This window comes from Halomonas sp. 328 (assembly GCF_015645095.1).
Lineage (GTDB): Bacteria > Pseudomonadota > Gammaproteobacteria > Pseudomonadales > Halomonadaceae > Bisbaumannia.
In genome coordinates, this window is the sequence record NZ_JADOTW010000019.1 from 37,771 (window position 1) to 62,268 (window position 24,498).

At 68.5% G+C, this 24,498-nt stretch carries 21 protein-coding genes and 1 tRNA gene; 9 read left to right on the plus strand and 13 right to left on the minus strand.

Translation table 11 applies throughout. From position 1 onward, the window contains the following. Positions 1–207: 207 nt before the first annotated feature. The 5 genes from IHD13_RS11110 to hmpA form a co-directional block, all read right to left on the minus strand. A complete protein-coding gene (locus tag IHD13_RS11110) occupies positions 208–1,008 on the minus strand; it encodes an ABC transporter permease (protein ID WP_195861112.1) in 801 nt (266 codons plus the stop codon). Further along, a complete protein-coding gene (locus IHD13_RS11115; RefSeq protein ID WP_195861113.1) occupies positions 1,005–1,892 on the minus strand; it encodes an ABC transporter permease in 888 nt (295 codons plus the stop codon). Before IHD13_RS11115 ends, IHD13_RS11110 begins: the two co-directional genes overlap by 4 nt. Continuing rightward, the gene (locus IHD13_RS11120; RefSeq protein ID WP_195861114.1) at positions 1,885–3,024 is read right to left on the minus strand and encodes an ABC transporter ATP-binding protein; all 1,140 of its coding nucleotides are present in this window, start codon (positions 3,022–3,024) and stop codon (positions 1,885–1,887) included. The genes IHD13_RS11115 and IHD13_RS11120 overlap by 8 nt, the downstream gene beginning before the upstream one ends. Positions 3,025–3,117: 93 nt before the next feature. Beyond that, entirely contained in the window at positions 3,118–4,233 is a 1,116-nt protein-coding gene (locus tag IHD13_RS11125) for an extracellular solute-binding protein (RefSeq protein WP_195861115.1), read from the minus strand. A 206-nt stretch (positions 4,234–4,439) separates the two neighbouring features. Further along, positions 4,440–5,615, minus strand: a complete 1,176-nt coding sequence (hmpA, locus tag IHD13_RS11130; protein ID WP_195861116.1) for an NO-inducible flavohemoprotein — start codon at positions 5,613–5,615, stop codon at positions 4,440–4,442. Positions 5,616–5,987: 372 nt separating this feature from the next. Between hmpA and norR the strand changes: the two genes are divergently transcribed. After that, positions 5,988–7,514 (plus strand): nitric oxide reductase transcriptional regulator NorR, encoded by a 1,527-nt coding sequence (norR, locus tag IHD13_RS11135; RefSeq protein WP_195861158.1) that lies wholly within the window; start codon positions 5,988–5,990, stop codon positions 7,512–7,514. 26 nt (positions 7,515–7,540) lie between these two features. On the opposite strand, the gene IHD13_RS18565 is transcribed toward norR, so the two are convergent. The 3 genes from IHD13_RS18565 to IHD13_RS11150 all read right to left on the minus strand — a co-directional run bounded on the left by IHD13_RS18565 (position 7,541) and on the right by IHD13_RS11150 (position 9,401). Next, positions 7,541–8,695: a GGDEF domain-containing protein gene (locus IHD13_RS18565; protein WP_195861117.1), complete on the minus strand. Its 1,155-nt coding sequence runs from the start codon at positions 8,693–8,695 to the stop codon at positions 7,541–7,543. Further along, complete coding sequence (locus IHD13_RS11145) at positions 8,692–9,165, minus strand: molybdopterin-dependent oxidoreductase (RefSeq protein ID WP_195861118.1); 474 nt, start codon at positions 9,163–9,165, stop codon at positions 8,692–8,694. The genes IHD13_RS18565 and IHD13_RS11145 overlap by 4 nt, the downstream gene beginning before the upstream one ends. A 159-nt stretch (positions 9,166–9,324) precedes the next feature. Next, a tRNA-Arg gene (locus IHD13_RS11150) sits at positions 9,325–9,401 on the minus strand. A gap of 197 nt (positions 9,402–9,598) precedes the next feature. Here IHD13_RS11150 and IHD13_RS11155 point away from each other — a divergent pair. Continuing rightward, on the plus strand, positions 9,599–10,339 hold the full coding sequence (locus IHD13_RS11155; RefSeq protein ID WP_326838343.1) for a c-type cytochrome: 741 nt from the start codon (positions 9,599–9,601) through the stop codon (positions 10,337–10,339). An 83-nt stretch (positions 10,340–10,422) separates the two neighbouring features. Here IHD13_RS11155 and rep read toward each other — a convergent pair whose 3' ends face one another. The 4 genes from rep to pyrE form a co-directional block, all read right to left on the minus strand. Continuing rightward, positions 10,423–12,471 carry a DNA helicase Rep gene (gene rep, locus IHD13_RS11160; protein ID WP_195861119.1) on the minus strand — a complete coding sequence of 683 codons (2,049 nt, stop codon included), beginning with the start codon at positions 12,469–12,471 and terminating at the stop codon, positions 10,423–10,425. Positions 12,472–12,474: 3 nt separating this feature from the next. Then, on the minus strand, positions 12,475–12,960 hold the full coding sequence (gene trmL / locus IHD13_RS11165; protein ID WP_195861120.1) for a tRNA (uridine(34)/cytosine(34)/5-carboxymethylaminomethyluridine(34)-2'-O)-methyltransferase TrmL: 486 nt from the start codon (positions 12,958–12,960) through the stop codon (positions 12,475–12,477). A gap of 86 nt (positions 12,961–13,046) precedes the next feature. Further along, entirely contained in the window at positions 13,047–13,607 is a 561-nt protein-coding gene (locus tag IHD13_RS11170; RefSeq protein WP_195861121.1) for a YfaZ family outer membrane protein, read from the minus strand. Between the two features lie 33 nt (positions 13,608–13,640). Then, complete coding sequence (gene pyrE / locus IHD13_RS11175) at positions 13,641–14,312, minus strand: orotate phosphoribosyltransferase (protein WP_195861122.1); 672 nt, start codon at positions 14,310–14,312, stop codon at positions 13,641–13,643. Between the two features lie 105 nt (positions 14,313–14,417). Here pyrE and IHD13_RS11180 point away from each other — a divergent pair, with 105 nt between their 5' ends. Further along, on the plus strand, positions 14,418–15,185 hold the full coding sequence (locus tag IHD13_RS11180) for an exodeoxyribonuclease III (RefSeq protein ID WP_195861123.1): 768 nt from the start codon (positions 14,418–14,420) through the stop codon (positions 15,183–15,185). 88 nt (positions 15,186–15,273) lie between these two features. On the opposite strand, the gene rph is transcribed toward IHD13_RS11180, so the two are convergent. Continuing rightward, positions 15,274–15,996, minus strand: a complete 723-nt coding sequence (gene rph / locus IHD13_RS11185; RefSeq protein ID WP_230086258.1) for a ribonuclease PH — start codon at positions 15,994–15,996, stop codon at positions 15,274–15,276. 263 nt (positions 15,997–16,259) lie between these two features. On the opposite strand from rph, the gene IHD13_RS11190 reads away from it, so the two are divergent. The 6 genes from IHD13_RS11190 to IHD13_RS11215 all read left to right on the plus strand — a co-directional run bounded on the left by IHD13_RS11190 (position 16,260) and on the right by IHD13_RS11215 (position 24,447). Further along, positions 16,260–17,123 (plus strand): YicC/YloC family endoribonuclease, encoded by an 864-nt coding sequence (locus IHD13_RS11190; protein ID WP_195861125.1) that lies wholly within the window; start codon positions 16,260–16,262, stop codon positions 17,121–17,123. Positions 17,124–17,130: 7 nt separating this feature from the next. Then, complete coding sequence (locus tag IHD13_RS11195; RefSeq protein WP_195861126.1) at positions 17,131–18,852, plus strand: transporter substrate-binding domain-containing protein; 1,722 nt, start codon at positions 17,131–17,133, stop codon at positions 18,850–18,852. Continuing rightward, entirely contained in the window at positions 18,849–20,279 is a 1,431-nt protein-coding gene (locus IHD13_RS11200) for a sigma-54-dependent transcriptional regulator (RefSeq protein WP_195861127.1), read from the plus strand. Before IHD13_RS11195 ends, IHD13_RS11200 begins: the two co-directional genes overlap by 4 nt. Positions 20,280–20,611: 332 nt before the next feature. Continuing rightward, the gene (locus tag IHD13_RS11205) at positions 20,612–22,072 is read left to right on the plus strand and encodes an alanine/glycine:cation symporter family protein (RefSeq protein ID WP_195861128.1); all 1,461 of its coding nucleotides are present in this window, start codon (positions 20,612–20,614) and stop codon (positions 22,070–22,072) included. Between the two features lie 54 nt (positions 22,073–22,126). Next, a complete protein-coding gene (gene glsB, locus IHD13_RS11210) occupies positions 22,127–23,116 on the plus strand; it encodes a glutaminase B (RefSeq protein WP_195861129.1) in 990 nt (329 codons plus the stop codon). A gap of 125 nt (positions 23,117–23,241) precedes the next feature. Beyond that, the gene (locus IHD13_RS11215) at positions 23,242–24,447 is read left to right on the plus strand and encodes an MFS transporter (protein ID WP_195861130.1); all 1,206 of its coding nucleotides are present in this window, start codon (positions 23,242–23,244) and stop codon (positions 24,445–24,447) included. Positions 24,448–24,498 lie beyond the last annotated feature (51 nt).

The following is a 24,498-nucleotide window of genomic DNA, read 5'->3' on the forward strand; positions in this document are numbered from 1 at the left end:
CGGGGCCTGGATCCTGCCTGTCAGGGGCCCCAGGGCGGAGATCGGCTTGGGTTCGGCGACAGGCACGCCCCTATGGTGGGCGAAGCCGCCAGGCAAAAATGACAAAACACGCCATTTATTGCGCACGAAGCGACGCATTATCGCCTTCGTCGCCATCATTCGGCCAGATTCCGCGTCTTTTTGCGCCGACGACGTAGGGAGTTGTCACTAGACGCCGGGCACCCGGGTCTCCCGGCGCCGCTTGACCTCGTAGGCGATGGCCAGCAGCACCGTGACCAGGATCAGGATCAGCCCCAGGGCATTGACCGCCGGGGTCAGGCCGGTGCGCACCTTGGAGGCGATATAGACGGTGAGGGTGGTGTCATAGCCCACCACGAAGAGGGTGGTGTTGTAGTTCTCGAAGGATTGCAGGAAGGCGATCACCGCCGCCGAATAGATCGCCGGCTTGAGGTAGGGCAGCAGGATGCGCCGGAACATCTGCCACTGGCTGGCGCCCAGGTCCAGGGCGGCGCGCTCCATGGTGCGGTCGAAGCGCTGCAGCCGGGCGGTGACCATCAGCATCACATAGGCGGCGATAAAGGTGGCCTGGCCCAGCACGGTGAGGAAGATGCCGCCGCTCACGCCCCACTGGCGCCAGAAGATCAGCGTCGAGATGCCGATGATCACCCCCGGGGTGAGCAGCGGCGAGAGGATCAGCGCATAGAGGAAGGGCTTGGCGCGGCTCGACACCGTGTTGAGGAAGAGCGCCGTGGCGATGCCGATGGGCACCGCCACCACCAGCACCCCGGCGGCGACGATCAGGCTGTTGGTGAGCGCCTGCCACATGCCCCGGTCATTGGCCAGCTCGCCGAACCAGCGCAGGGTGGTGCCGTCCCAGGGGGTCACGGTGGGGAAGCGGCTGTCGTTGAAGGTGGCCGCCGCCATCACCAGCAGCGGCAGGAAGAGGTAGGCGAAGAACACCACCACATAGCCGCGCAGGGCCCAGCCCATCAGTCGTTGCGAACTCATTTGGCGATATCCCCCAGCCCCACCTTGAAGAGCTTCATCACCAGCGACATGAAACCGATGCACAGCACCAGCAGCAGGAAGGCGTAGGCCGCCCCCTGGTTCCAGTTGCCGCCCTCGAAGAACCAGTTGTAGATGATCTGGGTGAACCAGCGGCTGCCCGGCGAGCCCAGCAGGGCCGGCACCGCATAGCTGCCCGCCGCCAGCATGAAGGTCATGATGCAGCCGGTGGCGATGCCCGGCTTGGCATGGGGAATGATGATGCGCCGATGGGTGCGCAGGGTGCCGGCGCCCAGGTCCCGGGCCGCCCGCACCTGGTTGTCGTCGAGGCTCTCGATGGCGTTGTAGATGGGGAAGACCATGAACAGGATATAGGCATAAACCATGCCCACCATGACCCCGGCATCGCCGCTGAGGAAGCGGATGGGGCGATCGATCAGCCCCAGCATCATCAGCACCTCGTTGAGCGGGCCGCGAAACGCCAGGATGATGAACCACGAGTAGGTGCGCAGGATCTCGTTGATCCAGAAGGGAATGATCAGCAGCAGGATGCATAGCGCCGCCTGCCGGGGACTGGCCAGCTTGGCCAGGTAGTAGGCCAGCGGGTAGCTCACCGCTAGGGTCAGCAGGGTCACCAGCACGCTGGACCAGAGCGTCTTGAAGAAGATCGCCCGGTGAATCTCGTTGTTGAACAGGGTGACGTAGTTGGCCAGGGTCCAGCCGTCCTCGGGCCCACCGACCTGGGCCGGCAGCAGGTTGGGGCGCAGCGAGTAGTCGATCATCTGCAGCTGGGGCAAGGTGACCATGACGATCAGCCAGATCCCCAGTAGGGCCAGGATCGCCGCCGCCAAGGGGCCGCCGAAGCGTGCCCGCAACTGCCTAAACATGGGCGTCCTCCATCACCTCGCCGGTGGCCGCGTCCAGCGCCGGGCCGCCATCGTCGGGCAGCACCACCGCGTCTTCGGGATCGAAGCCGAAGTGGGCATGGCGCCCCGGCTGGAGCGCCTCCAGGTGCTGGCGGGAGAGCTCGTGGCCCAGCTGCACCCGCAGCTTCTCGCCGCTGGCGGCGAGCCGCGTCTCCAGCATCACCCAGGCGCCCTCGAAGTGCACCGCCTCGATGGTGGCCTCGAGGCCCTGCCCCGGAGCCACCGGGCGCAGGTGCTCGGGGCGCACGTAGAGGGTCGCGGCGGCGCCATTGGCCAGGGGCGTGGGCGCGGTGCCGCGCCCGCTCAGCTCGCCCAGGGCGCCGCCGTCCAGGCGTACCCGCTCGCCGTCCTGGTCGATGACCTTGGCCTCCAGGCGGTTGTTCTCGCCCACGAAGGCGGCCACGAAGCCGGTCTGGGGCGAGCGGTAGAGGGTCATGGGGTCGGCCACCTGCTGGAGTCGCCCCGCCGACATCACCGCCACCCGGTCCGACATGTTGAGGGCCTCGCCCTGGTCGTGGGTGATGTAGATAAAGGTGATGCCGGTCTTGCGCTGGATCGCCTTGAGCTCGACCCGCATATGCTGGCGCAGCTTGAGGTCCAGGGCCGAGAGCGGCTCGTCGAGCAGCAGCACCCGGGGCTCCACCGCCAGGGCCCGGGCGATGGCCACCCGCTGCTTCTGGCCACCGGAGAGCTCGGTGACCTTCTTGGGACCGCTGCCCTCCAGGGCCACCAGGGCGAGCAGTCGCTCCGAGGTGGCGCGCCGCGTCCTGCGGTCGACGCCGCGCACCTCGAGGCCGAACTCGATGTTCTCGAACACCGTCATCAGCGGGAAGAGCGCCAGGTTCTGGAAGATCATCGCCGTGGGGCGGCGGTTCACCGAGACCCCGGCCATGGACTCGCCGCCGATGCGTACCTCTCCGGCGGTGGGGGTCAGGAAGCCGCTGACGATATTGAGCAGGGTGGTCTTGCCGCAGCCCGAGGGGCCGAGGAAGCTGAAGAACTCGCCGGAGGCGATGGCCAGGGAGGTCTCCTCGATGGCGGTGAAGTCGCCGAAGCGCATCACCACCCGATCCAGTTCGACGCTAGCGTCCATTGCGCGTTTGCCTTCTTCGACCGATGGGACAGCGGCCCCCGCCGGGGGGCCGCTCGCTCGGGCGCTCGCTCAAGCACTCTCTCAAGTACTCGCTCAAGCGCTTAGGTAGCGATCCTGATACTCGTTGCGCAGCGCCACGTACCAGGGTTCCTGGATCGGCCACCACCAGAGGTTGGCCAGGTCTTGCTCGGTGTAGGAGTCGGTGAAGAACTGGCGGGTGGCCTCCGGCAACAGCTCGGTGGCGCCCTTGGCGGTGGAGTTGTAGCCGGTGGCCTCGACGAACATGGCCCCCGCCTCGGGGGTGTAGTACCAGTTGATCAGCTCGTAGACGGCGTCCGGGTTGCGGGCATTCTTGGGAATCACGAAGCCCTCCATCCACGCCAGGGCCCCTTCCCGGGGCGCGCCATAGGCGATGTCCTCGCCCTCCTGCTGCAGGCGGAAGGCGGTGGAGTCCCAGGTCTGGCCGATGATGGCGCCGTTGGTACGGAAGGCGGCCTGGGCCTCGTTCTCGGTGTCCCAGAACTGCACCAGCATCTGCTTGTGCTTGACCGCCTCCTCGAGGATGACGTCGAAGTTGGCGCGCATCGCCTCCTCGCTGCGGTAGGAGTCGAGCAACGGGAAGGGCAGCCGGCCCTCCCGCTCCAGCCACAGGCCGATGCCCACCAGGGCGGAGTGGCCGCGTACCGTCACCCCCTGGCCATGCTCCGGGTTCCACAGGTCCGCATAGCTGAGGCTGGCGCGATCGATATTGGCGTAACGACGGTGCCAGGTGATCGCCTCGGTGCCCCAGTCGCTGGGCGCGAAGTAGCGGCGCCCATCCACCACACCGCCCACCTCGGAGCCCTCGATGGCACTCTCCAGGGCGCCGTCCCAGTTGATGCGGGAGGTATCCAGGGGCTGGATCAGGTCGAAATCCAGGTAGCCGGGCACCCGGTCCACGGTGGGCATGATGACGTCGAAGCCGCTGCCGTCGGTGGCGCGCAGGGAGTTCATCAGCTCGTCGTTGGTGCCATAGGGGGTGAAGGTGGCACGAATCCCGGTCTTCTCGGTGAAGTCCGCCAGCATGGCATCGGTGAAGTAGCCGGCCCAGGCATAGATGCGCAGGGTCTGCTCCTGGGCCAGGGCGCTGTTGATATAGAAGGTGGGCGCCGCGGCGGCGGCGCCCGCCGCCAGGGACCCCTTGAGGAAACGACGACGCGTGATCGACATGGTTCTCTCTCCGGTGGACAGGTTGAGTCGACAGCACTGGATAGCGCGACGATGGTACGGCCGCCAGGTGTCCATCGGATGGCAATTAAATGACCGTTCAATCGTCGATCCACTAAGCGTAGCCACTAATGGATGCGGGCCCAGCGTCGTTTTCAACGCTGGGCCCGCTGCCGGTCATCGAGGAGGGAAGGCGTCGCCGGAGGCGCTCAGGCCGCCATGTCCAGCGGCCGGGCCGGCCCGAAGTGCTCGAAGTGACGCCGCTCGACGGGCACCCCGAGGGCCTCCAGATGGGCGTTCACCGCGCTCATGAAGCCCTGGGGACCGACGAAGTAGCAGTGCGCCTCCCCCTCGGGCAGTAGCGACGCCAGCAGGTCACGATCGATACGCCCCCGGTAGTCGCCCCCCTCGCCCTCTTCATAGAGCAGGGTGGTATCTAGCAGTTGGGGGAAGGCGCCATCTAGATCCGCCAGCTCCCCGGCGAAGGCGTGATGGGCGGCGTCGCGGGCGGCATGCACATAGATCACCCGACGCCCCTGCTCCAGGGCCTGGCGGGCCAGGGGCAGCATCGGGGTCTGGCCCACGCCACCGCTGAGCAGCAGCACCGGGGCGGCGCCGGGCGCCAGGGTCAGGTCACCGGCCGGGGGCAGCAGCTCCAGGGTATCGCCCACCGCCATCCGTGCATGGAAGTGCTCGCTGACCCGACCGCCGGGCTCGCGCTTGATGGAGAGGCGATAGCTCCGGCCGTTGGGGTAGGCGGAGAGGCTGTAGTGGCGATAGTGGGTCTCGCCGTCCAGGCTCAGCTTGACGCCGATATACTGCCCCGGCTGGAAGTCCGCCACCGGGCCGCCGTCCACCGGCTCCAGCAGGAAGGAGGTGATCACCGCGCTCTCCTCGCGGCGTTCGGCGAGGCGGAAGGTGCGGGTGCCCTGCCAGCCGCCGGGGAGACTGGCGAAGGCGTGGTAGTGGTGGGATTCCAGCTCGATCAGCAGCCCCGCCAGCTCCTCGTAGAGGGCCCCCCAGGCACCAGCGATCTCCGGGGTCACGGCCTCGCCCAGCACCTCGCCGATGGCCGCCATCAGACACTCGCCGACGATGGGGTACTGCTCCGGGGCGATGCCCAGGGAGACATGCTTGCTGATCGCCGTGGCCAGCGCCGCCCGGGCCCGGGCCGGCTCATGGCGCAACTGCACATAGGCCAGTACCGCCCCGGCCAGGGCGCGGGGCTGGGCGCCGCTGGCCTGGTGAGCCGGGTTGAAGAGGGCCTGGACCTCCGGGTAACGGTCGAACATCAACGGATAGAAGCGCTGGGTAATGGCGTCGAGGTGTTCGGCGACCACCGGGGCGGTGGCGGCGATCAGCTGTTCTTGGTCGTGAGTCAGCATGGCGTTCCTTGATCATCGAGTGGGTTTGGCTCTCTGCCTCTTCCCTAGAGCAAGAGACATGCCAACCACCCGGGATCACACGCGTAGCAGGGCAGACGAGCCGGAATTGCCAAGGGGCGCTGGAGGCAGAGCTGAGCGGGGGTCCTATGCCAGGGATGGCATCGGTAGCGCCCAGGGAAGGGTTTACAGCGCCCCGCGAGGACCTGCCTCCAGGGTAGCCCCGGGCCGCAACAGCGGGAGCCCACTAACGGCGATAACCCTGGGCCTGGCGTCTTGGCATCCCCCCCTAGTCCCCAGAGCGATGCCCCAAGAGTGTTATTTTGACTCGACTGATGCTGTTATAGTGACAACGATATTGTTTAAGTGACACCGATGACCGACTTCCTCGAGGCCCTGCGCCACCTGCTTACCCAGCTGACCCATGAGGCCCCCGCCCAGGCCGCCTGGGCCCGGCTGCTGGAGACCCTGGTGGGGGACTACCCCGCCGACGCCAGTACCCTGATGGTGCTGGAGGAGGAGAGCCTGCGCCCGGTGGCGGTGCTCGGGCTGCATGACGAGGTACGCGGCCGGCGCTTTCGCCTCGCCGAACACCCCCGCCTGGCAGCCATCGCCGCCCATCCCGGCGTCTGTCGCTTCCCGCCGGACAGCGAGCTCCCCGACCCTTTCGACGGCCTGCTCGACGAAGGCCTCAACCCGGTCCACGACTGCCTGGGAGTGGCCCTGCGCGACGACGACGAGCGCCTTACCGGCCTGCTGACCCTGGACGCCCTGGCCCCCGGCGCCCTGGCCGAGCTGGACGAGGCGGAGCTGGCCGCCGCCGCCCACCTGCTGGGCACCTGTTTGCGCCTGGCCGACCGGCTCAGCGCCACCCGCTCACGGCTCAACGAGGCCCTCGAGCAGGAGGCCCCTCCGGCGGGCATCCAGCACTGGAACAGCCCCGTCATGCGCCAGCTGATGGCCAATGTGGCCCTGGTGGCCCCCACCGCCATGAGCGTGCTGCTGCATGGCGAGACCGGGGTCGGCAAGGAGCTGATCGCGCGGAGCCTGCACGCCCGCTCCGAGCGCCACCAGGGCCCCCTGGTGCAGGTCAACTGCGCCGCCCTGCCGGAGAGCCTGGCGGAGAGCGCCCTCTTCGGGCACCGCCGTGGCTCCTTCTCCGGGGCGGTGAAGGACCATCGCGGCCACTTCCGCATGGCCGATGGCGGTACCCTGATGCTGGACGAGATCGGCGAGCTGCCCCTGGCGCTGCAGGCCAAGTTGCTGCGGGTACTGCAGGAAGGAGAGATCCAGCCCCTGGGCCAGGAGCGCCCGGAGCCGGTGGACGTGCGTATCGTGGCGGTGACCAATCGCGACCTGGCCGCAGAAGTGGCTGCCGGTCGCTTCCGCGAGGACCTCTACCACCGCCTCGGCGCCTTTCCCCTGGAAGTGCCGCCGCTGCGCCAGCGTCGCGAGGATATCCCGCTGCTCGCGGGCCATTTCCTGGAGGTCAACCGCATCCGCCTGGGGCTCGCCAACCTGCGCCTGAGTCCGGCGGCGGGGACGGCCCTGCTCGACTGGCAGTGGCCGGGCAATATTCGCGAGCTGGAGCATACCCTGGCCCGGGCGGCGCTGCGCGCCCTGGCCGACGCCCCGGAGGCGACCCGCCGCCACCCGCTGGCCATCCAGCGACATCATCTGGCCCTGCCCGGAGACGGCGCCGCGCCCCCGCCGGAGACGTCATCGGCCACCACCGAGCCGCCGCGGCGACCGCTGCGCGAGGCCACCGAGGCCTTCCAGCGCGACACTATCGCCCGGGCCCTGGCAGCGGAGGGCAACAACTGGGCCGGCGCCGCCCGACGCCTGGGCATGGACCCGGGTAACCTGCACCGCCTGGCCCGGCGCCTCGGCCTTAAGGGTTGACCAGGGAGTCATCGAGCGCCTCGCCCTTAAGGATTGACCAGGGAGTCGTCGAGCGCCTCGCCCGTCACGCCGCCGATGACCCGATCGCGTCCCTCGGCCTTGGCCCGATAAAGGCGCCGGTCGGCCAGGGCATAGAGAGCCTCGAAACCGGCCATGTGGGGGGTGGCGGTGGCCACCCCGAGGCTCGCGGTCAACCGCTCCTCCGCGGCGCGGCCCGGCAGCCCCAGGCCGGCGATACGGCCGCGCACCCGCTCGGCGAGGCGGCAGGCGCCGGCCTCGTCACAGGCAGGCAGGAAAATGGCGAACTCCTCGCCGCCCAGGCGCGCCACCCGGTCCATGGCCCGCACCTCGCCGCTCAGGGCCGCCGCCAGGGCCACCAGGACGGCATCCCCGGTGGGGTGGCCATAGGCATCATTGATGTGCTTGAAGTGGTCCAGGTCGATCAGCACCAGGCTGGGGGCCTCGCCGCTGCGCCGATAGCGCTCGAACTCCTCGGCGGCCACGTCATAGAGGTGGCGACGGTTATCCAGGCCGGTCAGGGGATCGGTGCGGCTCTGCTGAGCCAGGATCTCGCGCTGCTGATAGAGGCGCAGCAGGGTCAGCATCAGCCCGCCCACCATCAGCACCGCCACCAGCCCCAGGGCGATCACCGCCAGGGTCAGGCGCTCCATCATGCGCCGCTGGGTCGCCGAGGCCTGGTGCAGGAGTTCGTTGAGTTCGCTATAGGCCCAGGCCAGCCCCTCCTCCAGCTCGCCCCCCACCTCTTCCAGGCGCCGCGGGTCGCGCCCCGTCTGGAAGGCCACCAGGGCACGCTCCAGCGCCGGCAGGCGCGACTCCAGATAGGCCAGCTCCTCGACCAGGGGGCGATAGGCCGCGCGGGGAATCTCGCTGCGCTGCAGCAGTCCGGCGATGCCCTGGATACGCAACCCGATGATCCAGATCAGTCGCTCCAGCTGCTCCACATGCAGGGTATCGGCGCTGTCCTTGAGGTTGTCCAGGGTCAGCCGCAGACGCACCGCATCCTCCTGGGCCCGCACCACGTCGGTGACCATGGCGATATAGTCGGCCCCCACATGGCGGCGCGCCTCGGTGATATAGGTGCTCACCGCCAGCAGGCTCAGCGTCACCAGCAGGATAAAAGCCCCCGCCATGCCCAGTGCCAGGCGGCGCCCCGCCCTCACCGGGCGCTCACCTCACGGATCGACCAGATCCAGCGGGACGAGGGTTCGCTGCCCTCGAGCACCCCCACCGCATCCGCCGGCACCACCAGCATCAGGGGCCCGAACTGGTCTCGTCCGAGGGGCTCGCCGTCCAGGCGGGTCACCAGCAGGTAGGCCTTCTCCGCCCGCTGGGACGGGGTCAGGAAGGTGGTGTAGTCGTCATGGGCGATAAAGCGCACCCGGGCGGCGTGATCCAGCCCTTCGGCGGCCAGGAAGTCGTCGAGCCAGACACCGGCGAAGCGCCCCTCCGGCCCCTCGAAATGGCGCATCTCCACCTCATGGAGGCCGTGACGCTCGATCTCGGCGAGGCTCAGGGCGTCGCTCTCCCCGCCCCGGGTCACGGTGAGCACGGGGCTTTCCTGGGCCTGGACCAGGGAAGCGCCCAGCCACAGGATCAGCAGCAGGGGCGAAAACGGGACGGGAAAGCGCATGGCGGGACTCCTCGATGGACACGGCTCTAATGAGTCATCGGCCGCATTGAAGAAGACTGTACCCCACCGAAAAACATTATAAATTTCTGATATTTAGGCCATATCCGGCCACAAACGACGAAGGGCCCGCGATTTCTCGCGGGCCCTTCTCGGAAAGCGTGGCGCGCCCGACAGGATTCGAACCTGTGACCCCTGCCTTCGGAGGGCAGTACTCTATCCAGCTGAGCTACGGGCGCGCGATGCCTGACGCGGCGGCCAGGCGGTCGTCATCCTACCTTCCCCCCTGGCCGCTGTCCAGCCCAGCCGCCACCGAGGGCTGGCCATTCGGCGAAGGATGGCATTTTCCTGCCCAGAGGGATGCCGGTATACTGTCGCCACTTGCGCAGCGCGCGACCCGATTTCGAATAACAGTACCGTCGACGAGGTGGTGAGAGTGAAATCCAGCAAGCTGATGATGGGGTGCCTGGCCACCCTGGGCCTCTCCGCAGGCCTGGCCATGGCCGCACAGGCCCAGACCGATAGCGAGCGCGAGGCGATCGCCGAGCGCCTCAAGCCGGTGGGCGAACTCTGCCTGCAGGGCGAGGAGTGCGGCAGCGCCGTTGCCGCGGCAGCCCCCAGCGGTAACGGTGATGCCATCGATGGCAGCGCCATCTATGGCAATGTCTGCATGGCCTGCCACGAGACCGGTGCCGCCAATGCCCCGGTGCGGGGCAACGAGGAGGCCTGGGCCAGCCGCGTCGAGCAGGGCTTCGCCACCCTGCTGGATCACTCCATCAATGGCTTCAATGCCATGCCGGCCCGGGGCGGTAACCCCAACCTGAGCGATGCAGAAGTGGAGGCGGCCACCGCCTATCTGCTGGAGCCGGTGATGGAGGTCCCCGCGCCGAGCAGCGATGATGTGGCCGCCGAGGAAGCCAGCGCCGATAGCGGTCTGGATGGCGAGACCCTCTACGGCAGCAGCGGCTGCGCCGCCTGTCACGCCAGTGGCGTGGCCGGTGCCCCGGTGCTGGGCGATGCCGATGCCTGGGTCGCGCGCCTGGAGCAGGGCACCGAGACCCTCTATGACCACGCCATCAACGGCCTGGGCGCCATGCCACCCAAGGGCGGCAATGCCGGCCTGGGCGACGACGAGGTGAAGGCCATCGTCGACTATATGGTCGCCGAAGCGCAGTAAGCGGCGCCGATCGAGCCCCGCTCAACGACAACGGGCACCCTTCGGGGTGCCCGTTGTCGTTTCCGGCGTCGTCCGCGCTCGGCTCACCCCAGCAGCGAGCGCAGCCCGGCGATGGCGTCCTTGCCCCGGGCCTGCTTCTTGTCCGGGTCCTCCTTGTCGGCGCGGCCTTCCCACTCCAGGTCGTCGGCGGGCAGCTCGTCGAGGAAGCGGCTCGGGGTGCAGTCCATCAGCTCGCCATAGGCCTTGCGCTGGCGGGCCAGGGTCAGGGTCAGGGTCTGGCGGGCCCGGGTGATGCCTACATAGGCCAGGCGCCGCTCCTCCTCCACGGTGCCCACCTCGATGGCGTTGCGGTGGGGCAGCAGCTCCTCCTCCCAGCCCATCAGGTAGACATGCGGGAACTCCAGCCCCTTGGAGGCGTGCATGGTCAGCAGCTGGACCCGGTCGGAGTCGTCCTCCTCAGCCTGCTGCTCGAGGATATCCCGCAGCACCAGCCGCGAGATGGCCGCCTCCACGCCGTCGGTCTCGGTCTCCTCCGAGGCGCTGCTCTCCTCCTCGCGCTCCATCGACTTCTCGAGCTGGTCGATCAGGATCCAGACGTTGGCCATGCGCCGCTCGGCGATGGTCGGCGCGCTGGCGTTCTGGTAGAGCCAGGCCTCGTAGTCCATCTCGCGGATCATCTCGCGAATGGCGGCGATGGCATCGCCGCCGTCCATGCGTCGGCGCACCGCCTCGATAAAGTGGGTAAAGCGACCCAGGCGTTCCACGGCTCTGACCGGCAGCTGCTCGGCCAGACCCATCTCGCCGCAGGCGGCGAACAGCGAGCCGCCGCGCTCGTTGGCGTAGTTGGCGAGCTTCTCCAGGGTGCCGGGGCCGATCTCCCGGCGCGGCACGTTGACGATGCGCAGGAAGGCATTGTCGTCCGCCGGGTTGATCAGCAGGCGCAGGTAGGCCATGGCGTCCTTGATCTCGTTGCGCGAGAAGAAGGAGGTGCCGCCGGAGAGCTTGTAGGGAATCTGGTAGTGCTGCAGCTTGAGCTCCAGCAGCCGAGCCTGGAAGTTGCCCCGGTAGAGCACCGCGAAGTCGCGCCACTCGGCGCGCTCCTTGATGCGCCGGGTGAGGATCTCGCTGGCCACCCGCTCCGCCTCGGCCTCCTCGTGGCGGTTGACCACCACGCGAATCGGCTCGCCGGGGCCCATCTCCGACCACAGGGTCTTGTCGTAGACGTGGGGGTTGTTGGCAATCAGGGTATTGGCGGCGCGCAAGATGGTGCCGGTGGAGCGGTAGTTCTGCTCCAGCTTGATTACCTGCAGGCGCGGGAAGTCCTCGCCCAGGGTCACCAGGTTCTCGGGCCGCGCCCCGCGCCAGGCGTAGATCGACTGGTCGTCGTCGCCCACCACGGTGAAGGTCTGGCGCTCGCCCATCAGCAGCTTGACCAGCAGGTACTGGCTGACGTTGGTGTCCTGGTACTCGTCCACCAGCATGTAGTGGATGCGCTTGCGCCAGCGCGCCAGGGCCTCCGGGTCGTCGCGCAGCAGCACCACCGGCAGCAGGATCAGGTCGTCGAAGTCCACCGCGTTGTAGGCCTTGAGGTGGCGGTTGTAGGCTTCAAAGACCCGGGCGGCGAACAGCTCGTCCTCGTCGGCGGCGTGGGACAGGGCCTGGCCCGGCAGGATCAGGTCGTTCTTCCAGTTGGAGATGGTGGCCTGGACCCGATTGATCTGGTCGGCATCCACCTGGGCGTCCTTGTTCATCAGGTCGCGCAGCAGCGCCTTGGCATCGTCCGGGTCGAACAGCGAGAAGCCCGGCTTGTAGCCGAGGGTCTTGAGCTCGCTGCGGATGATGGTCAGGCCCAGGGTGTGGAAGGTGGAGACGGTGAGGCCGTGGCCCTCCTTGCCCTTGAGCATCTGGCCGACCCGCTCCTTCATCTCCCGGGCGGCCTTGTTGGTAAAGGTCACCGCGGCGATGCGCCGGGCGCTCATGCCGCACTCCTGCACCAGGTAGGCGATCTTGGTGGTGATCACGCTGGTCTTGCCGGAGCCGGCCCCGGCCAGCACCAGGCAGGGACCGTCGATATAGCGCACCGCTTCCCGCTGGCGGGGGTTGAGCTTGGCCAGCCGCTGTTGAATCGACATCGCTTACTCCTTGGGGGCATCGCAGGGTGCCGCCCCGGGGAAACCCAGCTGACGCCAGGCTTCGAACACCAGCACCGCGCAGGCGTTGGAGAGATTCAGGCTGCGGCTGTCCGCGCGCATGGGGATGCGCAGCCGCTGCGCTTCGGGCAGGGCATCGAGCAGCGCCTGGGGCAGGCCGCGGGTCTCGGGGCCGAACACCAGGGCGTCCCCCTCCCGATAGGCGGGCTCGTGATAACCGGTGCGACCGCGGGTAGAGACCGCGAAGAGGCGCTCGGGCGCCACCGACTCGAGGAAGGCCTCCCAGCCGGGATGCACATGCACCCGCGCCCACTCGTGGTAGTCGAGGCCGGCACGGCGCAACCGCTTGTCGTCCAGCTCGAAGCCCAGCGGCTCGATCAGGTGCAGCCGGAAGCCGGTGTTGGCGCACAGGCGGATCAGGTTGCCGGTGTTGGGGGGGATCTCGGGCTGGTAGAGCACCACATCAAGCATAAGCGCTTCCTGAAACGATCATCGGCCAAACGCGCTCGGGCCCCATGACGGGGCCCGAGGCATCGACGGTGGCGTCCTGGACAGGATCAGAAGACCAGGCGCACGCCGCCGTGCACGCCGCTGTCGAGGGTCCGGGTGCCGATGCCGGGGCGATCGAAGTCGGCCCGGAAGCGGCGATAGCCCAGGTAGGCGTCCACGTTGGAGGTCACCGCATAGCGGGCCCGCACCCCATACTCGAAGGCGTCGTCCAGGTCGCGGCTGGTGACCACGCCGGGGGTATAAAAGCCGTAGCCGCCCAGGGAAACCGCCGGGGCCTGGGGCAGGTAGGCGTAGCCATAGCCGCCCAGGCCCAGGCCACCGCCGTCGCCGAAGTCGCTATCCACCTGGGTCCAGCGGGCGCCGACGCCGATCTCGTAGTCGCGGGTGCGCTCCACGCCGAGCAGCTGGCCGTGCCAGACGGTGGCGTCGCCGCGATAGTCGCTGTCCAGCACGCCGGCGCCCAGCTGGATACCGGAGGCCACCTCGACATTGGCCTCGAACTGCACCGCATCGCCGCTCAGGTTGAGGTCCAGGCTGGCGGCATGGCACAGGGAGGTGCCGACCAGCGCCAGGGCGCCGGCGGCCACCAGGGTAGGGATCACTTTCATGGGGAGTCGTTCTCCTTGCTTGCCGAGGCCGGGTCAGTCGGCCTGAATTCCGTAGCGGGCCCGGTAGTCGCGGATCGCCGCGGCGTGGGCCTTGAGCGCTTCGCCAGCGTGCGCTTCCAGGTACTCAAGCACCAGGTCGAGGGTGACGATGCTCACCACCGGCATGCCGTAGCGCGCCTCGACCTCCTGGATGGCGCTTTGGCTCTTTGTTTCACCGTCAGCCTTGCCGCGCTCCTGGCGGTCCAGGGCGATCACCACCCCGGCGGCCTTGGCGCCGGCGGCATCGATCAGCTGCATCACCTCGCCGATGGCGGTACCGGCGGTGATGACGTCGTCGATGATCAGGATACGGCCCTCGAGCTCGGCACCGACGATATTGCCGCCCTCGCCGTGGTCCTTGGCCTCCTTGCGGTTGAAGGCGAAGGGGGTGTCGCGATCATGGCCGTCGGCCAGGGCCACGGCGGTGGTGGCGGCCAGGGGGATGCCCTTGTAGGCGGGGCCGAAGAGCACATCGAAGTCGAGGCCGCTGTCGGCGATGGCCTGGGCGTAGAAGCGTCCCAGGCGTGCCAGGGCGGCGCCGCTCTTGAACAGGCCGGCGTTGAAGAAGTAGGGGCTGACCCGGCCGGACTTGAGGGTGAACTCGCCGAAGCGCAGGACACCCTGCTCGATGGCGAACTCGATGAATTCTCGCTGATATGGCTGCATGCTGTCCGCCACGCTTCCCCCTATCATGGTTAATCGGTACGGGCCATTTACCCAAACGTCGAAACGTCAGGTATCATACACGCGCGACGGTAAAGGGACTATGTGATGAAGATCGCGACCATTAATGTGAACGGCATCCGCGAAGCGGTGAGCCGCGGTTTCCTGGATTGGCTGGCCAACCAGGACGCCGATGTCGTTTGCGTGCAGAACCTGAAGACCAAGAGTTTCGAGCTCGACGATAGCATCCTCTACCCGGAAGGCTACGAGGGCTATTTCCTGGACGCCGAGGAGGATGGCTTCTCCGGGGTGGGCATCTATTGCCGCAAGATCCCCAAGGCGATCATGTATGGCCTGGGCTTCCCCCAGTGCGACAACGAGGCGCGCTTCCTGCAGGCGGACTACGATCGCTTCAGCATCGTCAGCTTCCTGATGCCCGACGGCAGCGACCCCCAGGCCAAGCAGGCCTTCATGGAGCAGTACCAGGAGTACCTGGCCAAGATGGCTCGCAAGCGCCGCGAGTACATCATCTGTGGCACCTGGCATGTCGCCCACAAGACCATCGACCTGGAGAACTGGGCCGATAACCAGACCACCCCGGGCTTCAAGCCCGAGGAGCGGGCCTGGATGGACCAGCTGTTCGGCCCCACCGGCTTTATCGACACCTTCCGCGAGATCAACCGCGATGCCGGCGAGTATACCTGGTGGCCCAAGCTCGACCAGGACGTACCGCGCTCCCGCCAGGAGGGCTGGCGCCTCGACTACCAGGTGGTGGGCCCCAACTTCCGCCGCCATGTGGTCGACGCCTGGATCGACCGCGATGCCACCTTCTCGGAGTTCGCGCCGCTGATCGTGGAGTATGACCTGACGCTATGACCCAGGCCTCCGTCGCCGCCCCTCGGGGCCCCATCACGCCGGCACTCGCCGGCGTGATGCGTTTCTGGGGGAGTCGTCTGGCCGGAATTCAGTCGCGAATGCCCAGGGCCTCGCGCTGGCGGGCGAAGAGGGTCGCCCCGGCGCCTTCCGCCAGCTCGAGCATGGCGTTGAGCTCGGCGCGGCTGAACTGGCCCGCCTCGGCGGTGCCCTGCACCTCGATCAGGCCGCCCCCCTCGGTCATCACCACGTTCATGTCGGTATCGGCGCCGCTGTCCTCGGGGTAGTCCAGGTCCACCACCGGCTGGCCCTTGAAGAGCCCCACCGAGATGGAGGCCACCAGCTGCTGGAAGGGGTCGGACTTGATCAGCTTCTTGCGCTGCAGGTAGCGGATGGCGTCCACCAGGGCCACGCAGCCACCGGTGATGGAGGCGGTGCGGGTGCCGCCATCGGCCTGGATGACGTCGCAATCCACGGTGATGGTGAATTCGCCGAGCTTCTTCAGGTTGACCGAGGCACGCAGCGAGCGGCCGATCAGCCGCTGGATCTCCAGGGTGCGGCCGCCCTGCTTGCCCCGGGCCGCCTCGCGACCGCTCCGGGTGTGGGTGGACCGGGGCAGCATGCCGTACTCGGCGGTGACCCAGCCCTGGTTCTTGCCGCGCAGCCAGCGCGGTACCCCGGCCTCGACGCTGGCGTTGCACAGCACCTTGGTGTCGCCGAACTCCACCAGCACCGAACCCTCGGCATGGCGGGTATAGTCCCGGGTCAGGCGAATCTCGCGGGGCTGGTCGGGCTGTCGTCCGCTGGGGCGCATAGAACCTCTCGTCATCGGGTGAACTCTCTGGGTCAGGCCATCAGTCGTGGCCCGGGGCTACCCTGGGGCAGGCAACTCCGCGAAGACGCTGTGAACCCCTCCCTGGGCGCTCGACTTTTTCGTCCATGAAAAAGACGCTTCGCTTCGGCCTGCCCCAGCGCCCCTAAGCACTGCCAATGGCCCTGGAACCTCTGGCAGGGCGCTTATTCTACACCCTTAATCGGTTACACTGTCGCCCCCTGCGCCCACCATCAGGAGTTCCCATGGTTCACAGCATGACCGCCTTCACCCGGCTGAGCCGGGACGCCGACTGGGGTAGCCTGCACCTGGAGCTGCGCTCCGTGAACCAGCGCTACCTGGAACCCCATTTCCGCCTCCCCGATAGCCTGCGCGACCTGGAGCCGGTGTTCCGCGAGACCCTGCGCCGGCGCCTGGCCCGAGGCAAGGTGGAGTGCAGCCTGCGCTTCGAGTCCGCCGGCGAGGGCGAGGCCCTGACCATCAACCGTCAACACCTGGCCGCCCTGGGCTTCGCCCTGCAGCAGGTGCGTGCCGAGATTCCCGACGCCCCCATGCCCGACGCCCTGGCGCTGCTCGACCACCCCGGCGTCGTCGAGGCCGCCGAGCCGGACCTGGAAGCGATCAAGGCCGCGGCCGGCGAACTCTTCGCCGCGGCGGTGGACGACCTGATCGCCGGCCGCGCCCGGGAAGGCGCCAAGCTGGCCGAACTGATCCGCGATCGCCTGGCCGGCATCGGCGAGCAGGTCGCCAGGGTGCGCGGCCTGCTGCCGACGATCCTCGAGCGCCAGCGCACCCAGCTCCAGGAGCGCCTGGCCGCCCTCCAGGCCGAGCTCGACCCCCAGCGCCTGGAGGCGGAGATCGCCCTGCTGGCCCAGAAGGCCGACGTGGACGAGGAGCTCGACCGCCTGGAGACCCATGTGGCCGAGGTGGAGCGCCAGCTGACCCAGAAGGGTCCCGTCGGCCGGCGCCTCGACTTCCTGATGCAGGAGCTCAACCGCGAGGCCAACACCCTCTCTTCCAAGTCGGTGGTGGCCGAGACGACCCGCTGCGCCGTGGAGCTCAAGGTGCTGATCGAGCAGATGCGCGAGCAGATCCAGAATATCGAGTGACTCCGGCATGATCGCCCGCCCGCGCCTCGTCGCGCTTCGTCATCGCCTCCTGCCGCTGCTGCTGGCGCTGCTCGCCGTGCTGCCGGCGGCGGCCCGGGGGGAGGCCGAGTCGGTGATCGTGGTGGGTGGTGACCGTTATCACCCGCCCTACGAGTTCCTCGACGACCAGGGCCAGCCGGCCGGCTACAACGTCGAGCTGACCCGGGCCATCGCCGAGGTGATGGGGCTCGAGGTACGCATCGAGCTGGCCACCTGGAGCGAGGTGCGCCACGGCCTGGAGAGCGGCGAGATCGATATCCTCCAGGGCATGTCCTTCTCCGAGGCGCGCACCGAGGCCTTCGACTTCGCCCCGCCCCATGCCATCGTCCACCAGTCGATCTTCGCCCGCCGCGGCACGCCTCCGGTGGAGAGTCTCGAGGCCCTGCGCGGCCGCGAGGTGATCGTCCAGCGCGGCGATATCATGCATGATTTCCTGATCGATCAGGGCCTGGATATCCGCCCGATCACCACCGATACCCACGCCGATGCCCTGCGCTCCCTGGCCGCCGGCCAGCACGACTACGCCCTGGTGGCCAACCTGCCGGCGCTCTATCTCAGCCAGGAGCTGGGCCTGACCAATATCGTCCCCGTGGCCCAGCCCTTCTCGCTGCGCTACGGCTACGCGGTGAGGCGCGGCAACGCCGACCTGCTGGCCCAGTTCAGCGAGGGGCTCGCCATCCTCCGCAACACCGGCCGCCACCAGGCGATCTATGACAAGTGGCTGGGCCCCCTGGAGCAGGCCGAGGGCGTCCCCTGGAAGCGCATCGGCCTGGTCGGCGCCGTGCTCTCCGGCCTGCTGTTGCTGGTGCTGGGCGGCATCATGGTGTGGAACCGCATGCTCAAGCGCCAGGTGGCCGCCCATACCGAGGAGCTGCGCCAGCGCCAGCAGCAGCTGATCCAGGCCGACAAGATGACGTCCCTGGGCATCCTGGTCTCCGGCGTGGCCCACGAGATCAACAACCCCAGCGGCCTGCTGCTGCTCAACCTGCCGGTACTGCGCGACGCCTATGACGACGCCCGGCCGATCCTGGAGGCCTACTATCGGGAGCATGGCGACTTCTCCCTCGGCGGCCTGCCCTACTCACGGATGCGCGACGAGATCCCGCCCATGCTCGACGAGATGCTCGAGGGCACCCAGCGCATCAAACGCATCGTCGGCGACCTCAAGGACTTCGCCCGCCAGGACAGCCGCGACCTGGATGACGCCCTGGACCTCAACCAGGTGGTCGGCACCGCGACGCGCCTGGTGGACAACTCGATCCGCCAGGCCACCGACCGCTTCACGACCCGCTATGCCCCGGACCTGCCGATGGTGCGCGGCAATACCCAGCGCCTCGAGCAGGTGGTGATCAATCTGGTCCTGAATGCCTGCCAGGCCCTGGAAGCGCGCGACCAGGGCATTCGCCTGAGCACCCGCCATGACGCCGCCGCCCGCCGGGTGATCCTGGAGGTGGCGGATCAGGGCCGTGGCATCCCCGCCGAGGCCTTGAACCGTCTGACCGATCCCTTCTTCACCACCCGCCGGGAGTGCGGCGGTACCGGCCTGGGCCTCTCGGTCTCGGCCGGCATCGTCCACGAGCACGGCGGCGAACTGGCCTTCGCCTCCCGGCCGGGACAGGGCACCACCGTGACCCTGTCGCTGCCGGTGGAGGCGTCGCCGCCTGACGCCAGCCAGAGGAAGCGCCCATGACCGACAACCGCTACCCCGACTTCGGCATCCTGCTGGTGGACGACGAGCCCGCCTACCTGCGCGGCCTGAGCATCGCCCTGGAGCGCAGCGGCATCACCCACCTGCAGCGCTGCGAGGACCCCCGCCGAGTCATGGAGATCCTGGCCCGGGAGCCGATCGGCCTGGTGACCCTCGACCTGACCATGCCCCACCTCTCGGGGGAGGCGCTGCTGGCGCGGATCGTCGAGGAGCATCCGGACGTCGGGGTCATCATCATCAGCGGCATGAACCAGGTGGAGACCGCCGTCGACTGCATCAAGAACGGCGCCTTCGATTACTTCGTCAAGACCGACGAGCAGCGCCGCCTGATCGCCGGCATCAAGCGCGCCATTCGCCTCCAGGAGCTGAAGCTCGAGAACCAGGCGCTGCGCCGGCGCGTCCTCGACGATACCCTGGAGCACCCCGAGGCCTTCGCGCCGATCATCACCGCCGACAAGGGCATGCGGGCGGTCTTCCAGTACCTGGAGTCGGTGGCGCCGAGCCGCCAACCGCTGCTGATCTGCGGCGAGAGCGGGGTCGGCAAGGAGCTGGTGGCCCGCGCCGTGCATCGCCTCAGCGGCCGCCCGGGCCCCCTGGTCAGCGTCAATGTGGCGGGACTCGACGACAACGTCTTCGCCGACACCCTGTTCGGCCACCAGCGCGGCGCCTTCACCGGCGCCGAGCAGGCCCGGGCCGGCATGATCGAGCAGGCCGCGGAGGGCACCCTCTTCCTCGACGAGATCGGCGACCTCAGCCTGGCCTCCCAGGTCAAGCTGCTGCGGCTGCTCCAGGAGGGCGAGTACTATCCACTGGGCAGCGACCGTCCCAAGCGCCTCAACGCCCGCATCGTGGTGGCCACCCACCGGGACCTGCACGCCAAGCAGCAGGCCGGCGACTTCCGCAAGGACCTCTACTACCGGCTGCGCACCCACCAGGTGCTGATCCCGCCGCTGCGATGCCGCAAGCCGGACCTGCCCCTGCTGCTCGATCACTTCCTGGCCGAGGCCGCCGAGGAGCTGGGCAAATCGGTACCGAGCTACCCGCCGGAGCTGCCGGTGTTGCTGGCCAACTACGACTTCCCCGGCAATGTGCGCGAACTGCGCGCCATGGCCTTCGACGCCATCAGCCTGCACCGCAGCCGCATGCTCTCCATGGAGGCCTTCAAGCGCGCCATCGAGCAGGGCGGCGGGCAAGCACCCGCCGTTGATGCCGAGGCGCCACGACGGCCGGTCTTCGCCCCGGACGAGCCCCTCCCCACCCTCCACGAGGTGGCCGACCTGCTGGTGACCGAGGCGATGCGGCGTGCCGAAGGCAACCAGTCCCTCGCCGCGCGCCTGCTGGGCATCTCCCAGCCGGCGCTGAGCAAGCGACTCAAGCGGCGCCGCCAGGACGACGGCGATCCCCTATAACCCTCGATCACTTATAACCTGGGTTATATCTTATTAAAGTGGTTTATTTTCAGTAAGTTACCAAGCCGACCCGCGACACCCCGGACACCGGGTTATACCCCTTGCGGCCTGTCCCCGACCAGAATCCCCAAAACAACAAGATCAAAAACAATCACTTACCTTAAATTCGGCGACCTGGCACGCGACTTGCTCCTCTCAGCCTGGCTTCCTCGATGGAGCCCCGACATTCCCGAGCAAGAGGTTCGACCCACCATGCCAATAACAACGTCTCCGATCGCCCGGCCGGCGATCACCCGCCCGCTGTCCCTCACCCGCCTCGCCGGAGGTGCCCCATGCTGGATCTGATCAATGAGTTCCTCTGGGGCAAGGTGCTGATCGCCCTGCTGGTCGCGGTCGGCATCGGCTTCACCCTGCTGTCGCGCTTCGTGCAGTTCCGCTATTTCACGCGCATGTTCCGCATCCTCGGCGCCAGCCACGCCTTCAAGCGCGATACCCATGGCCACCTCAGCTCCTTCCAGGCCCTGCTGCTCTCGGTGGCCGGCCGCGTCGGTGGCGGCAATATCGCCGGGGTGGCGGTGGCCATCACCCTGGGCGGCCCCGGCGCCATCTTCTGGATGTGGGTGGTGGGCCTGATGGGCATGGCCACCAGCTTCCTCGAGTGCACCCTGGCCCAGGCCTACAAGAGCGCCGAGCCCGACGGCACCTACCGTGGCGGCCCGGCCTACTACATCTCCCGGGGCCTGGGCAGCCGCTGGACCTGGCTCGCCGCCCTCTACTCGATCCTGCTGCTGGTGACCTTTGGTTTCGGCTTCACCGCCCTGCAGTCCTACGCCGTGGCCACCTCCTTCGGCGACGCCTTCGGCATCCCGGTTCACGTCACCGGCATCGCCCTGGCCCTGCTGGTGGGCCTGATCATCTTCGGCGGCGTCAAGCGTATCGCCCGGGTCACCGAGGTGCTGGTGCCGGTCATGGCCGTCGGCTACCTGGTGATCGCCATCGCGGTGCTGGTCCTCAACGTGACCCTGATCCCGGACGCCATCCTGCTGATCGTGCACAGCGCCTTCGGCCTGGAGCAGGCGGTCGGCGGCGGCATCGGCGCCGCCATCCTGATGGGCGTCAAGCGCGGGCTCTTCTCCAACGAGGCCGGCCTGGGCAGCGCCCCCAACGTGGCCGCGGTGGCCTATGTGCCGCACCCGGTCAACCAGGGCATCGTGCAGTCCTTCTCGGTGTTCATCGACACCCTGATCATCTGCTCCGCCACTGCCTTTATCATCCTGCTCAGCGGCGCCTATGACCCGGCCCTGGGCGCCGGCGTCGACGGCGTGGCCCTGACCCAGGCCGCCCTCGCCGACCATGTGGGCGAGTGGGGACGCAGCTTCGTCAGCATCGCCCTGCTGCTGTTCGGCTTCAGCACCATTCTCTACAACTACTACCTGGGCGAGAACAGCCTCAACTTCCTCAGCCGCCAGAATGGCCTGCTGTTCAATGCCTTCCGCATCGCCGTCATCGGCCTGTGCGCCTGGGGGGCGACCACCAACCTGGGCACCGTCTTCGCCTTCGCCGACGTGACCATGGGCTTCCTGGCGCTGGCCAACCTGATCGCCCTGATCCTGCTGATCAAGCCGGGGCTGCGTTTCATGCGTGACTTCGACGACCAGTTGGCCGCCGGCGTGAAGCGACCGACCTTCGCGGCGGAGAAGTTCGACGACCTGGAGATCGACCCGGAGGCCTGGACCCTCGAGCCGGAGGATCGCCAGCCGAGCGCCTCGCCCGCCCCTTCCACCCCCCGGTAAGCCCGTCACGCGGGGCCCCTCGGGGCCCCGCTCTCCTCGCAGGAGATCCACGCCATGAATGCCAGTCTCTGCACCCCGAGCCTCGATCTCGGCGACGCGTCGTCCCTGCAGGCCTGGGTGGAACGCCTCGCCGAGCGGGCCCGCAGCCGGCTCGGCCTGGGCCGGGTGGCCGACTATATCCCGGCGCTGGCCGACCAGCCGGCCGATCGCCTGGGGATCGCCCTGTGTACCCGGGACGGGCGCCTCTATAGCGCCGGCGATGCCGAGGAGCCCTTCTCGATCCAGAGCCTCTCCAAGGTGCTGCTGCTGAGCCTGGCCCTGCGCAGCCACGGCGACGCCCTCTGGCAGCGGGTCGGGCTCAACCCCTCGGGCATGCCCTTCAACTCCCTGATGCAGCTGGAGACCGAGCGCGGCAAGCCGCGCAACCCCTTTATCAATGCCGGCGCCATCGTGGTCACCGATCACCTGGTCGGTGCCTACGCCACCCCGGTGAAGCACCTCCAGGACATCGCCCGGCGCCTCTCCGGCAACCCCGCGGTAATGATCGACCGGGAAGTGCTCGCCTCCGAGTGGCAGCACCGTGCCCGCAATGCCGCCGCGGCCTACCTGATGAAGGCCTTCGGCAACCTGCACAACGAGGTGGACGCGGTACTGGAAGCCTATTTCGCCAGCTGCGCCCTGCGCATGAGCTGCCGCGACCTGGCCAGTGCCTTCCACTACCTCGCCGCCGAGGGCCGCGCCCCCGCCACCGGCGAGGCCTTTATCCCGCCGGCCATGGCCCAGCGCATCAATGCGCTGATGTTCACCTCGGGCATGTACGACGCCGCCGGCGACTTCGCCTATCGGGTCGGCCTGCCGGCCAAGAGCGGCGTCGGCGGCGGCATCGTCGCCATCGTCCCCGGCGAGCTGTCGATCTGCGTCTGGTCACCGGCCCTCGACGGCAGCGGCAACTCGGTGGCCGGCCAGTATGCCCTGGAGCTGATCGCCGAGGAGCTGGGCCAGCTGCGCCGGGGCCCCCTCGGGGTGGCGCCCCGCACGCCCTGATTCGGAGGCGGACACCGGGCGCAGGAAGAAACGATTCGCCTCCTAATGGCTCTTGCCTTACACTTTCGTATTATTACTACGCGACTCCGGCCTCCGCCGGAGTCGTTCGCTTTTCGGGAGGCCCCATGACGTCATCATCCGCACCCACCCGCGGGGCGCGCCATCCTCGCCTGGCCGAGTTCGCCCTGGCCCTGGGCGGCTTCGGCATCGGCACCAGCGAATTCGTGATCATGGGCCTGATGCCGCGGGTCGCCGCCGACCTCCAGGTGGCCACCGCCGAGGTGGGCTATGCGATCTCCAGCTATGCCCTGGGCGTGGTGGTGGGGGCCCCGCTGATCGCCGCCCTGGCCGCCCGGATGCCGCGTCGCACCCTGCTGATCCTGCTGATGCTGGTGTTTGCCGTGGGCAATATCGCCAGCGCCCTGGCCACCGCCTTCTGGCCCTTCGTCGGCCTGCGCTTCCTGGCCGGCCTGCCCCATGGCGCCTATTTCGGTGTCGCCGCCCTGGTCGCCGCGGCGGCGGTGCCCGTCGATCAGCGCGCCCGCGCCATCGGCCGGGTGATGCTGGGGCTGACCGGGGCCATCCTGGTGGGCGCCCCGCTGGCCACCTGGGCCGGCCAGTGGCTGGGCTGGCCCAGCGCCTTTATCGGCGTCGGCGTCATCGCCCTGACCACCGCCGGGCTGATTCGCCTCTGGGTGCCCAGCCAGCCCCGTGACGCCAGCGCCAGTCCGCGCCGCGAGCTCTCCGCCCTGGCCAAGCCCCGGGTGCTGATCACCCTGGGCATCGCCAGCATCGGCTTCGGCGGCATGTTCGCGGTGTTCAGCTATGTGGTACCGACCCTGGCCAGCCAGGCCGGCATGCGCGAGGTCCTGGGGCCCCTGACCCTGGCGATCTTCGGCATCGGCACCATCGCCGGCAACCTGGTGGGGGCCCGGGCCGCTGACCGCGACCTGGACAAGGCGATTCCGCGCATCCTGCTGTGGTGCCTGCTGGTCCAGGGCGGCTTCTATTTCGCCGCCAACCACCTGGTCACCGGCCTGCTGTTCGTCGGCCTGGTGGGCACCAGCATGGCCCTGGGGCCGGCGCTGCAGACCCGGCTGATGGACGTGGCCGGCGATGCCCAGACCATGGCCGCCTCGATGAACCACGCCGCCTTCAACTGCGCCAATGCCCTGGGCGCCTGGCTAGCGGCACTGGTAATCCAGGCCGGGGCGACCTGGTCCTCCAGCGGCCTGGTCGGCGCCGCCCTGGCCGCCGGCGGCCTGGGGGTCTTCCTGATCGGACGGCGCCTGGAACGGCGCCCGGCCACCCCCTGCCCCGAGACGCCCTGAGACACCGGGGCGGGCCATGACGGCCCGCCCTCCGGGGGCGTATAATGCCTG